At 63.4% G+C, this 12,108-nt stretch carries 9 protein-coding genes; 6 read left to right on the forward strand and 3 right to left on the reverse strand.

Going from position 1 to position 12,108, the window contains the following annotated elements; all coding sequences use genetic code 11:
• Positions 1 to 5: 5 nt before the first annotated feature.
• The gene (gene cobS / locus C8J30_RS16365) at positions 6 to 980 is read right to left on the reverse strand and encodes a cobaltochelatase subunit CobS (protein ID WP_110806916.1); all 975 of its coding nucleotides are present in this window, start codon (positions 978 to 980) and stop codon (positions 6 to 8) included.
• A 183-nt stretch (positions 981 to 1,163) separates the two neighbouring features.
• Between cobS and C8J30_RS16370 the strand changes: the two genes are divergently transcribed.
• The gene (locus C8J30_RS16370) at positions 1,164 to 1,532 is read left to right on the forward strand and encodes a DUF4177 domain-containing protein (RefSeq protein WP_110806917.1); all 369 of its coding nucleotides are present in this window, start codon (positions 1,164 to 1,166) and stop codon (positions 1,530 to 1,532) included.
• 146 nt (positions 1,533 to 1,678) lie between these two features.
• Positions 1,679 to 2,302, forward strand: a complete 624-nt coding sequence (locus C8J30_RS16375; RefSeq protein WP_110806918.1) for a J domain-containing protein — start codon at positions 1,679 to 1,681, stop codon at positions 2,300 to 2,302.
• Positions 2,303 to 2,447: 145 nt separating this feature from the next.
• Here C8J30_RS16375 and C8J30_RS16380 read toward each other — a convergent pair whose 3' ends face one another.
• Positions 2,448 to 4,601, reverse strand: a complete 2,154-nt coding sequence (locus C8J30_RS16380) for a malate synthase G (RefSeq protein WP_110806919.1) — start codon at positions 4,599 to 4,601, stop codon at positions 2,448 to 2,450.
• Between the two features lie 155 nt (positions 4,602 to 4,756).
• Here C8J30_RS16380 and pepN point away from each other — a divergent pair, with 155 nt between their 5' ends.
• From pepN to C8J30_RS16395, 4 genes are all read left to right on the forward strand, one after another.
• Positions 4,757 to 7,303, forward strand: coding sequence for an aminopeptidase N (pepN, locus tag C8J30_RS16385; RefSeq protein ID WP_110806920.1), 2,547 nt, complete (start codon positions 4,757 to 4,759; stop codon positions 7,301 to 7,303).
• Positions 7,304 to 7,476: 173 nt separating this feature from the next.
• On the forward strand, positions 7,477 to 8,994 hold the full coding sequence (gene gatB, locus C8J30_RS16390; protein ID WP_110806921.1) for an Asp-tRNA(Asn)/Glu-tRNA(Gln) amidotransferase subunit GatB: 1,518 nt from the start codon (positions 7,477 to 7,479) through the stop codon (positions 8,992 to 8,994).
• On the forward strand, positions 8,904 to 10,496 hold the full coding sequence (locus tag C8J30_RS18390) for a HEPN domain-containing protein (protein WP_220033809.1): 1,593 nt from the start codon (positions 8,904 to 8,906) through the stop codon (positions 10,494 to 10,496). The genes gatB and C8J30_RS18390 overlap by 91 nt, the downstream gene beginning before the upstream one ends.
• Positions 10,497 to 11,471 carry a DUF808 domain-containing protein gene (locus tag C8J30_RS16395; protein ID WP_110806922.1) on the forward strand — a complete coding sequence of 325 codons (975 nt, stop codon included), beginning with the start codon at positions 10,497 to 10,499 and terminating at the stop codon, positions 11,469 to 11,471.
• A 3-nt stretch (positions 11,472 to 11,474) separates the two neighbouring features.
• Here the strand turns inward: C8J30_RS16395 and C8J30_RS16400 are convergent, their stop codons facing one another.
• Positions 11,475 to 11,978 carry a hypothetical protein gene (locus tag C8J30_RS16400; protein ID WP_110806924.1) on the reverse strand — a complete coding sequence of 168 codons (504 nt, stop codon included), beginning with the start codon at positions 11,976 to 11,978 and terminating at the stop codon, positions 11,475 to 11,477.
• Positions 11,979 to 12,108: the final 130 nt, after the last annotated feature.

The raw sequence follows: 12,108 nt of genomic DNA on the forward strand, positions 1-12,108 counted from the left end.
CCCCCTTAACGCCCCGCGATGACGGCGGCGCTTTCGGGCAGTTCCTCGTCGAACAGGCGCTGGTAGAACTCGGCCACGGTGGCGCGTTCGAGCTCGTCGCATTTGTTCAGGAAGGTCAGCCGGAAGGCATAGCCCACGTTGCGGAAGATGTCGGCGTTCTGCGCCCAGGCAATGACGGTCCGGGGCGACATCACGGTCGAAAGGTTCCCGGCCATGAAGGCGGTCCGGGTCAGATCGGCCACGGTGACCATCTGCGAGATCACCTTGCGGCCCTTCTCGGTGTTGTAATGCGGCACCTTCGACAGAACGATCGCGGCTTCGGCGTCGTGGCTGAGATAGTTCAGCGTCGCGACGAGCGACCAGCGGTCCATCTGGCCCTGGTTGATCTGTTGCGTGCCGTGGTAAAGCCCGGTGGTGTCGCCCAGACCCACGGTGTTCGCCGTCGCGAACAGACGGAACCAGGGGTTCGGCGTGATCACCTCGTTCTGATCGAGCAGGGTGAGTTTCCCGTCGGCTTCCAGAACGCGCTGGATCACGAACATCACATCGGCGCGGCCCGCGTCATATTCATCGAAGACGATCGCGGTCGGGTTGCGCAAAGCCCAAGGCAGGATGCCTTCGTGGAAGACCGTGACCTGCTTGCCGTCAACGAGCTTGATCGCGTCCTTGCCGATCAGGTCGATCCGACTGACGTGGCTGTCGAGGTTCACCCGCACGCAGGGCCAGTTCAGCCGCGCCGCGACCTGTTCGATATGGGTCGATTTGCCGGTGCCGTGATAGCCCTGGATCATCACGCGGCGATTGTAGGCAAAGCCCGCCAGAATCGCCTGCGTGGTGTCGGGGTCGAACTTGTAGGTCGGATCAAGGTCCGGCACGCGGTCGGTGCGCTCGGCGAAGGCTTTCACCTTCATGTCGCTGTCGATGCCGAAGACCTCGCGCAGGTCGATGTCCTCGGTGGGCTTGGCGGTCAGGTCGAGCATCTTGGGTCCTCTTTGGCAATCCGCCAATTTGTGGCCGAAGGGGCAGGGCTGCGCAAGAGGCGGATTGTGCGGGGGACAAGGCCGCGGGCGCTTTGTGGAACCGCGGTGAAGGCCGCGTTCACCCCATCGTTGCTTGACCCCCGGCACGAGAGGCGTATCTGTCGCGCCAAAACGAGGAGCGCCATGCAGCTTTACGAATACAAGGTGGTTCCCGCGCCGGTGCGGGGCGAAAAGGACCGCGGGCTGACCGGGGCCGAGCGCTTTGCCCTTGCGCTGAGCGAGGTGATGAACGAGCTGGCGCGCGACGGCTGGGAATACTGGCGCGCCGAGACGCTGCCCGCCGAGGAACGCGCCGGGCTTGCCTCGAAGACGACGGTGATTCACCACCTGCTGGTGTTCCGCCGCGCGCTTGAAGACGAAGAGGTCTCCGACGCGGAGGGCGAGGACGAGGACGGGCTGACATTTTCGTCGGAGCGGCGCGGTCGTCTGACCGCCTTTGCCCCCGAGGGACGCGCGCCGCGGCTCGGTCCGGCGGCCGACGAGACCTTCTGAGCAACGGCTCGTTTCTCAATCTGCCAGCTTGCCCTTGGCTTGGCGGTGAAAACCTCTATCCTCTGGCACCCGAGTCGGCAGCGGACGCAGAAACCGTGCCGAGACCCTGACCGCGCCCAACTTGCGGACGTGATTTGCGAGGCCCCATGAGCAAGACCGACCCTTTCGGCTTCAACATCTCTGCCGCAGCCGACAAGAAAAGTCGGACCAAAGGCAAGCGCGGTATGTCCGGCGCCTTTGAAACGTCGACGCGGCAATGCGATCACCCCGAGTGCAGTGAGCCGGGTCAGTATCGCGCGCCGAAGAGCCCGAAGGTGCTCGACGACTATTTCTGGTTCTGCAAGGACCATGTGCGCGAATACAACCTGCGCTGGAACTATTTCCAGGGCCAGTCCGACGAGGAATTCCAGCAGTTTCTGGACAGTGCCAATGTCTGGGAACGGCCGACGAAACCCTTTGGCCGCTCGAAAGAGGAAAAGGGCTGGGCGCGGCACGGCATCACCGACCCGATGGAGCTGCTCGGGGCGAATGCGACGCAAAACCCCGGGCGGACCGTGGTGGGCCGCAAGCTGCCGCCGACCGAACGGCGCGCGCTCGAGCTCTTGGATGCCCGGGACACGATGACGAAGACCGAGATCCGCGGCTGCTACAAGGCGCTGATCAAGGTGCTGCACCCCGACATGAACGGCGGCGACCGGAGCCAGGAAGAGATGCTGCAGCAGGTGGTCTGGGCCTGGGATCAGATCAAGGACAGCCGCAACTTCAAGTGAAGCAGCGGGGGCGCTGCCCCCGCACCCCCGAGATATTTCGAGCAAGATAAAAGGGCGCCCATTGCGGAGCGCCCTTTGTGTTTTATCTTGCCCCAAATATCCCGGGGGGAGTCCGCTTGCGGACGGGGGGCAGAGCCCCCCTTTTTCAGGCCTTGGCGGCCTTCACCTGCGCCCGGCGCTGGTGCAGCACGGGTTCGGTATAGCCCGAGGACTGGATCCGGGCGAGGAAGACCAGATCGCAGGCGGCCTGAAACGCCAGCCCGTCGAAATAGGGGCCCATCGGCTGATAGGCCGGATCACCCGCATTCTGCCGATCGACCACGGCGGCCATCTTGCGGAACGCCTTCATCACCTGCGGCTCGCCACAGATGCCGTGATGCAGCCAGTTCGCCAGCGCCTGCGAGCTGATCCGCAGCGTCGCGCGGTCTTCCATCAGGCCGACGTCATGGATGTCGGGCACTTTCGAACAGCCGATGCCCTGATCGACCCAGCGCACCACATAGCCGAGAATGCCCTGCGCGTTGTTCTCGATCTCCGCGGTGATCTCGGCCTCGGAATAGGTGCGCCCGGCAGCGAGCGGGATCGTCAAAAGGTCGAACAGCCGCAGCGGCCGTTGCAGCTGCGCGATCTCGCGCTGGCGGGCCTTCACATCGACGCGGTGGTAATGCGTCGCATGCAGCACCGCCGCGGTGGGCGAGGGCACCCAGGCGCAATTCGCCCCGGCCATCGGATGGGCGATCTTCTGCGCCAGCATCTCGGCCATGGCGTCGGGCGCGGCCCACATGCCCTTGCCGATCTGCGCCTTGCCGGGCAGGCCGCAGCGCAGGCCGATATCGACGTTGCGATCCTCGTAAGCCGAAATCCACGGCTGCGATTTCATCTCGGCCTTGGTCACCATCGGCCCGGCTTCCATCGAGGTGAAGATCTCGTCCCCGGTGCGGTCGAGGAAGCCCGAGTTGATGAAGGCCAGCCGATCCTTGGCGGCGCGGATGCATTCCTTGAGGTTCGCCGAGGTCCGGCGTTCCTCGTCCATGATCCCCAGTTTCACCGTGTTCGCGGGCAGGCCCAGCACCTCTTCGACATGGGCGAAGGTGGCGCAGGTGAAAGCCACTTCCTCGGGGCCATGCAGCTTCGGCTTCACCACATAGACCGAGCCTGTGGTGGAATTGGCCCCGCGCTTCAGGTCATGCAGTGCGCAAAGCGTGGTGATCATCGCGTCCATCAGCCCCTCGGGCGCCTCGGCGCCGGAGCGGCAGAGAATCGCGGGGGTGGTCATCAGTGGGCCGACATTGCGCACCAGCATCAGCGCCCGGCCCTTGAGCGTGACGGAGCCGCCCTCAGGGGCGGTGAAGGTGAGGTCCGGCGCCAGCGCGCGGGTGAAGCTGCGCCCGCCCTTGGTCACCGTCTCGGTCAGGTCGCCGCGCATCAGGCCCAGCCAGTTCGTATAGGCCAGCACCTTGTCGGTCGCATCGACGGTGGCCACCGAATCCTCGCAATCCATGATCGAGGACAACGCGGATTCGAGCACCAGATCGGCGAGGCCGAGCGGATCGCTGGCGCCGATCGGATGGGCGGGGTCGCGCTTCAGGATCAGATGCAGGCCATTGTTGCGCAACAAGATCTCGGCGGGGGCCTCGGCCGGGCCGCGAGTGCCCGCGAATTGCGCCGGGTCCTTGAGCCCGGTTTCCTCGCCCGCCACGTCGGCGAACAAGCCGCCATCCTGCGCCCAAAGCCGCGTCGCCTGCGCCCAGGAGCCCGCCACCAGCGGGCAGGCGGTGTCGAGGAACTCCTTCGCCCAGGCGATCACCTTCGCGCCGCGGACGGGGTCATAGCCCGGCGCGGCGGGCGGCGTTCCCAAGGCATCGGTGCCGTAAAGCGCATCGTAGAGGCTGCCCCAGCGCGCATTCGCGGCATTGAGCGCATAGCGCGCATTGGTGATCGGCACCACAAGTTGCGGGCCGCAAACGCTGGCGATCTCGGCATCGGTCGGGCCGGTTTCGATGACAAAATCGGGGCCTTCGGGCGCGAGATAGCCGATCTCGTCCAGAAAGGCGCGGTAGGCGGTGGCGTCATGGCCCTGACCACGGTTGTGCAGGTGCCAGGCGTCGATGCGCGCCTGCATCTGGTCGCGCTTCTCCAGCAGGGCGCGGTTTTTGGGCCCGAATTCATGGATCAGCGCCGAAAACCCGGCCCAGAACCGCGCCGGATCGACACCCGTGCCGGGAAGCGCCTGCGCTTCGATGAACGTCGCCAGTTCGGCCGCAACTTGCAGCCCTTCGCGTTCCACGCGTTCCGTCATCGGCTCCTCCCAAGCTTTGGCGGTATCTTGGCCCTGATGCCGCCCCTGTCCAGCAAAAATCGTATCGACTTTGCGTCTCGGCGATGCCTTGCCGGGGGCACGCGAACCGCCTAGCTTGTGAGAAAGCCCAGTCGAAGCCCAGTGCGAGGAAGCTTATGGACGGCGTTACGCTGCTTTCGGACTACAAACCCTATCCCTTTGAAATTTCCTCTGTTTCGCTGATCTTTCGGCTGGATCCCGCGGCCACGCGGGTGCTTGCGACGCTCGAGGTGACGCCGCGGCAGCCGGGCGCCGAGATGGTGCTGCAGGGCGAAGATCTGAAGCTGATCTCACTTTCCGTTGACGGGCGCGCGCTTGGCTCTGGCGATTATCGTCTGGACGAGACGGGGCTTGTCCTGCCCGCGGCGGTGCTGCCCGCAGGCCCGTTCCGGCTGCAAACCGAGGTCGAGATTGCGCCGGCCGCGAATACCGCGCTTGAAGGGCTTTACATGTCGAACGGCATGTATTGCACGCAATGCGAGGCCGAGGGCTTTCGCCACATCACCTTCTACCCCGACCGCCCCGATGTGATGAGCCGCTTTCATGTGCGGATCGAGTCGGATCTGCCGGTGCTGCTGTCAAACGGCAATCCCGTCGGTCGGGGGCCTGGCTGGGCGGAATGGGACGATCCCTGGCCGAAGCCCGCCTATCTTTTTGCGCTGGTGGCGGGCGATCTGCGCGCCACTTCGGGGACGTTCACCACCCGCTCCGGGCGCAAGGTCGATCTGAACATCTGGGTGCGTCCGGGCGACGAGGACCGCTGCGATTTCGCGCTGGGCGCGCTCGCCCGCTCGATGAAATGGGACGAGGAAGCTTACGGGCGCGAATATGACCTCGATCTTTTCAACATCGTCGCGGTTGATGATTTCAACATGGGGGCGATGGAAAACAAGGGCCTGAACATCTTCAACTCGAAGCTGGTGCTGGCCTCGCCCGAAACCGCGACCGATACCGATTACGAGCGGATCGAGGCGGTGATCGCGCATGAATATTTCCACAACTGGACGGGCAACCGCATCACCTGCCGCGACTGGTTTCAGCTTTGCCTGAAGGAAGGCTTGACGGTCTATCGCGATCAAGGCTTCACCCGCGACGTGCGGCTGGGCGCGCTCAAGCGGATCGACGACGTGGCCAGCCTGCGCGCGCGCCAGTTCCGCGAGGATGCGGGGCCCCTTGCCCATCCGCCGCGGCCCGACCGCTACAAGGAAATCAACAACTTCTACACCGCGACCGTCTATGAAAAGGGCGCCGAGGTGGTCGGCATGCTGGCGACGCTTCTGGGCCCCGAAGGCTACCGGGCCGCGCTCGATCTGTATTTCGAGCGTCACGACGGGCAGGCCTGCACGATCGAGGACTGGATCAAGGTGTTCGAGGACACCTCGGGCCGCGATCTGCGCCAGTTCAAGCTCTGGTATACGCAGGCGGGCACGCCGAAACTGACGGTGTCCGAGGCCTATGAAAACGGCACCTACACGTTGGAGGTGACACAGGTGACCCCGCCCACCCCGGGCGAGGAGGAGAAACCGCCGCGTCACATTCCGCTGGCGGTCGGGCTGTTGTCGCCAAACGGCGACGAGGTGCTGCCGACGACGGTGCTGGAACTGACCGAGGCGCGGCAAAGCTTCCGGTTCGAGGGGCTCTCGGCGCGGCCGGTGCCCTCGATCCTGCGCGGGTTCTCGGCGCCCGTCGTGCTGGAGCGTGCGACGACGCCCGCCGAACAGGCGTTCCTGCTCGCCCATGACACCGATCCCTTCAACCGCTGGGAAGCGGGACGGACGCTGGCGCGGCAGACGCTGATGGCGATGGCGCGCGGCGAGGGGGCGCAGCTCGATTACCTCGATGCGGTCGGGCGGCTGATTGCCGATGACGAGGCTGATCCGGGTTTCCGCGCCGCCTGTCTGCGCCTGCCGGGCGAAGACGAGATCGCGGCGGCGCTTTTTGCGCGGGGCGACACCCCCGACCCCGACGCGATCCGCACGGCGCGGCGCAAGCTGATGAAGATGCTCGCCACCCGTCACGGCGCAGCGCTGACGCGGGTCTATGACAGCTGCGCGGTCACGGGTCCCTACAGCCCCGACGCCGGTCCCGCCGGACGCCGGTCGCTGCGGCTTGCCACGCTGGCGCTGCTCACCACCGAGGATGGTGGCGCCCGGGCGGCGGCGCTCTTTGCCGAGGCGACGAACATGACCGAGAGCATCGGTGCGCTGAATGCGCTGGTGGGCGAGGGGAAAGGGCAGGGGCAGCTGGCCGCCTTTGCGGCGCGCTGGGCCGCTGACCCGCTCGTCATGGACAAGTGGCGGATGGCGCAGGGCGCGCTGACCCCGCCCGACGAGGCTGCGGAAACCGTGGCCCGGCTGAGCGCCGCCGCGGCGTTCGACTGGAAGAATCCGAACCGCTTCCGCAGCCTTCTGGGCGGCTTTGCGGCCAACCACGCGGGCTTTCACCGGGCCGATGGCGCGGGCTATGCGCTTTACGCCGATTGGCTGCTGCGCCTCGATCCGCTCAATCCGCAGACGGCGGCGCGGATGTCGACGGCCTTCGAAACCTGGCGGCGCTATGATGCGACCCGGCAGGCGCATGCGAAGGCCGCGCTTGATCGCATCGCCGCCACGCCGGGCCTCAGCCGCGATCTGGCCGAGATGGTCGGTCGGCTTGCGGGCTGAGAGCGCCGGGGCGCTGCCCCGGACCCCGGCGTAGTTGCGCCAAGAAGAAGCTCCTCCATTTCTTCTTGGCAAAAATACGCCCTTTCGACCTCAAGGCTGCCGCGCGGGTGGTTCGTCTTGCCCCGCGCGCGCGGCTGTCCTAGAAGGGCCGAAGCCGAGAAAGGGAACCCGCAATGCTTGATCACCTTGCCTTCACCGCCCCCGAACCGAAAGTCATTGCCGGCGCGAAAAGCGACTGGGAGCTTGTGATCGGGATGGAGGTGCACGCGCAGGTGGCCTCGAATGCGAAGCTGTTCTCGGGCGCCTCGACGACCTTCGGCAACGAGCCGAACGCCAACGTCGCCTTCGTCGATGCGGCCATGCCCGGCATGTTGCCGGTGATCAACGAATTCTGTGTCGCCCAAGCCGTGCGGACCGGGCTGGCGCTGAAGGCGGGCATCAACCTGCGCTCTGCCTTCGATCGCAAGAACTACTTCTACCCCGACCTGCCGCAGGGCTATCAGATTTCGCAGCTTTACCATCCGATCGTGGGCGAGGGCGAGATCATCGTCGACATGGGCCCGGGCGTCGCCCGCAAGGTCCGGATCGAGCGCATCCACCTGGAACAGGACGCGGGCAAGTCGATCCATGACATGGACCCGACGATGTCCTTTGTTGATTTCAACCGCACCGGCGTCGCGCTGATGGAAATCGTTTCGCGCCCCGACATTCGCGGCCCGGAAGAAGCCGCCGCCTATATCGCCAAGCTGCGGCAGATCCTGCGCTACATCGGCACCTGCGATGGTAACATGCAAAACGGCAACCTGCGCGCCGATGTGAACGTCTCGGTCTGCCGTCCCGGGCAGTATGAGAAATATCAGGAAAGCCAAGATTTCAGCCATCTCGGCACGCGCTGCGAGATCAAGAACATGAACTCGATGCGCTTCATCCAGCAGGCGATCGATTACGAAGCCCGCCGCCAGATCGCCATTCTGGAGGATGGTGGCAAGATCGTGCAGGAAACCCGGCTGTACGATCCGGACAAGGGCGAGACCCGCTCGATGCGCTCCAAGGAAGAGGCGCATGACTACCGCTATTTCCCCTGCCCGGATCTGCTGCCGCTCGAAATCGAACAAGCTTGGGTCGATGACATCGGCGCGACGATGCCGGAACTGCCGGATGAAAAGAAGGCCCGCTTCGTCAAGGATCTGGGGCTCAGCGAATATGACGCCTCGGTGCTGACGGCGGAAGTGGCCGATGCCGAGTATTTCGAAGCCGTGGTGGCCGTGGCCGAAGATGGCAAGCTGGCCGCGAACTGGGTGATCAACGAACTGTTCGGCCGTCTGAAGAAGGAAGGCCACGAGATCGGCCAGAGCCCGGTCAGCCCGGCGCAGCTGGGCGGCATCATCCGGCTGATCCGTTCGGGCGACATTTCGGGCAAGATCGCCAAGGATCTCTTTGAGATCGTCTATACCGAGGGCGGCGATCCGGCCGCGATCGTCGAGGCCCGCGGCATGAAGCAGGTCACCGACATGGGCGCGATCGAGACGGCGGTGGACGAGATCATCGCCGCGAACCCGGCGCAGGTGGAGAAGGCGAAGGCCAATCCGAAGCTGGCGGGGTGGTTCGTGGGGCAGGTGATCAAGGCCTCGGGGGGCAAGGCCAACCCCGCCGCGGTGAACGAGATCGTGGCGAAGAAGCTCGGGTTGTAAGAGAAAAAAGGCGCTCCTTCGGGAGCGCCTTTTGGTTTGGGGGGGGGGCATTATCTTCTTTGCGGCAGGAGGTTTATCGTTTGTCTGGTCGGCCTTCCAACAAAGAGATCCGTGAAGTAATCAGCTTTGTTCGTGGAGAGCTGTCTAGGTACCAAGAATTGTTGCGCGACTATAAGTCTTACGCTGAGGAAGTTAGGAAAGATGAGTGGCCATTTTTTGATTTGCCTCATCCAAACGGCTCTCGAAGGAAGATAGGTTCGCAAGCTTTTAGGAGACTCCAAAATCTAAGCCGAAAAATTGTTTCCAATGATCCGCGCTTGGCGGGGAGGATGGAGAATGAAACATTTTTTAAACTATTTTCCCGAGAGGTTTCGGCTCAAATTTTTAGTGATGTCTGTATCGATGAGAGGCAGCTTGTCGAGTTCTGTATAACTAGTGCTTTGCAGGAGTGCATAGCTCCTAGAATACATTTTGTTCCTTGTGTGCTGCCAAACTACAGTGGGATTTCAAAATTTAGTATTGGTCCGGTTCGATTTTTTAAGAAAGACGATTTCTTTTCGGGAAAAATATGTGGCGACTTCATTGATTATTATGGTGATTTAGAGCGTGCAAAGGAATTCTATCAAAGACAGAATTGGGTTGCTTGCGTTGCTATTGATGGTTTCGATAAGAAGAAAGCGCAGGAACGCGCGTTTCTATTCGTAAGGCTTGCGATTGCATCCATAAAGGTCAAGCTGGATCAAGGCTTAGCCCAATGGTTGGGCACGGAGAGGCAATCATTCCCAAATTTGCGAAACTACTCGTTCGTTTCTGAATCAACTAATTTGGAGATGGGGAAGGTCGCATTGGGTTGGGGGCACAAATATGTTTTGAATTCGGGCAACAAAAGTGTCGAGCACTTGCGATCGGAGAGTTCGAGGGCTTGGTTTTTTCTTGTTGGGGCGTTTCTTGATAGAATTATTGGAATTCCTGATTGGAGTTTCTTGGAGTCAAAAATTGTAACCGCTTTGATTTGGTCGGATATTGGTGGTAGTCCAGTAAGCAATGCAGAGCGGATTGTTGCATTCTCAAATTGTTTAGAGGCATTGTTCGTCACTCACGAAAACGGCAAGAAGTCTCAATTGGTGGAGAGGTCGCGTTTGTTTTTGGAGTATGCGGGTTGGCGGCCTGATTATAACTCAAGAGTTTCCAATTTCTATTCTAAGAGGTGTGATATCGTTCACGGCGAAGAAATGCCGTTGCGTCCGGAGTTGAGAGAATTTGCAGAGGTTGGAAAGTACTTTTCAGATGTATGTGTGGAAGGGTTTGTGAACTTTGCCTACTGGTTGTTGATGAAGCATCGCGATGAAGGTACGAAGCAACACCTTAGACCCTTTAATGGGCGGAGCAGTTTTGACAAAGCAATGAGGGAAGAACTTCCCATCTTTTTTGAACGGTTGTCGTCCCCCTTGCACCCCACACCCCCAGCCCCTACTTTCCCGCGACACCCAAGGGAGACATGAATGAGCGGCCTTCTCGCCCTTCTCGATGACGTGGCGGGGATCGCCAAGATTGCGGCTGCCTCGGTGGATGATGTCGCTGCGGGCGCCGCGAAGGCCGGGGCCAAGGCCGCGGGCGTGGTCATCGATGATGCCGCCGTCACGCCGCGCTATGTGCATGGGTTCGAGGCCAGCCGCGAATTGCCGATCGTCGGCAAGATCGCCATGGGCTCGATCCGCAACAAGATCGTCTTCCTGCTGCCGATCGCGCTGATCCTGTCGGCCTTCGCGCCCTGGGTGATCACGCCGCTCTTGATGCTTGGCGGTGCCTATCTCTGTTTCGAGGGCGCCGAGAAAGTCTTTCACGTCCTCTTCCCGCATGCGCCGCATGCCGACAGCCATATCGACCCCGATGATGATCCGGCGGGCGACCCCGCGCATCTGGAGCGCGAAAAGGTCTCGGGCGCGGTGAAGACCGATTTCATCCTCTCGGCCGAGATCATGACCATCGCGATGGCCTCGCTGCCCGCGGGCGAGCCGCTCTGGATGCAGGCGCTGGCGCTGGCGGTGGTGGCGGTGGGGATCACCGTGCTGGTCTACGGCGGCGTTGCGCTGATCGTGAAGGCCGATGACGTCGGGCTGTGGCTGGCGCGCAAGGGGGCGATCGCGCCGATCCGCTGGCTCGGGCGGGGGCTGGTGCGGGCGATGCCGCCGCTGCTTGCCGCGCTGTCGATCCTGGGCACGGCGGCGATGATCTGGGTCGGCGGCGCGATCTTGCTGCATGGCGCGGCGGAGCTCGGCTGGCCTGCCGTCTACGACACGATCCACCATCTGGCCGAGGGGGCGGGGCATCTGTTGCCGGCAGGCGGGTTCACCGAATGGCTGGTCACCGCCGCCTGCGATGGCGTGCTGGGGCTGATCTTCGGCCTGATGCTGATCCCGCTCGCGATGTTCATCGTCGATCCGCTGATCCGGCTGGTGGGCCGCCTGCGCGGCTGAGGCTCAGACCGCGGTCGTCAGCGGCCGGGCCCCCGCGGGAACGGCGCTCAGCACCCGGGTCTTGCCCGCGCGCTGCGGGGCGGGGCGGGGGGCTTCCGGGCGGCGCCCCTCGGGGCCGAGCGGCTCGGGATGGGCCATCAGAAGCCCGTGCCGCGCCTTCAGCGCCGACAGCGCCGCCGCGGTGCGCAGGTCTTCAAGCGCGGCCAGCGTGTGGGCGAGCTGATCCGACAGCGCGATCAGCTGCGCCTCGGGCAGTGTTTCATGCCGCGTGCGCTGCGATTGCGCGCGCAGAATGAATTCGGCCTGCATGGTCACCGCCGCGAGCATCCGCATTTCGCCCACGGCCAGATCGAGGTCTTCTTCCTGCAGCAGCAGCCAGCGCTCGCGGCCTTCGCCCGCATGGGCAACGACCTGCAGCGCCTTGTCGCGCACCCGCTCGATCTGCAGGCGCAGCGCGGCCAGACGGGCCTCGCGGCGGGCAGCGCCGGGGCTGAGCCGACGGCGCAAGCGCTCCCAGAAGCTGGGGGGCTTGTGGCTGTGGTGTAAACCTCCGCCGAGGGCCGTCTGGACTTACCGGTTTTTCTCGTCGGCCATGATGCGCTCGATGACGTCGGGGTCGCACTTTTCGGCGCGCAGG

Source organism: Rhodobacter viridis, assembly GCF_003217355.1.
Taxonomy (GTDB): Bacteria; Pseudomonadota; Alphaproteobacteria; order Rhodobacterales; family Rhodobacteraceae; genus Rhodobacter; species Rhodobacter viridis.

Bases quoted from the DNA above. Each gene is read 5' to 3' on its own strand.
- cobS (WP_110806916.1), bottom strand. From the start codon at position 980: ATGCTCGACCTGACCGCCAAGCCCACCGAGGACATCGACCTGCGCGAG.
- C8J30_RS16370 (WP_110806917.1), top strand. From the start codon at position 1,164: ATGCAGCTTTACGAATACAAGGTGGTTCCCGCGCCGGTGCGGGGCGAA.
- C8J30_RS16375 (WP_110806918.1), top strand. From the start codon at position 1,679: ATGAGCAAGACCGACCCTTTCGGCTTCAACATCTCTGCCGCAGCCGAC.
- C8J30_RS16380 (WP_110806919.1), bottom strand. From the start codon at position 4,601: ATGACGGAACGCGTGGAACGCGAAGGGCTGCAAGTTGCGGCCGAACTG.
- pepN (WP_110806920.1), top strand. From the start codon at position 4,757: ATGGACGGCGTTACGCTGCTTTCGGACTACAAACCCTATCCCTTTGAA.
- gatB (WP_110806921.1), top strand. From the start codon at position 7,477: ATGCTTGATCACCTTGCCTTCACCGCCCCCGAACCGAAAGTCATTGCC.
- C8J30_RS16395 (WP_110806922.1), top strand. From the start codon at position 10,497: ATGAGCGGCCTTCTCGCCCTTCTCGATGACGTGGCGGGGATCGCCAAG.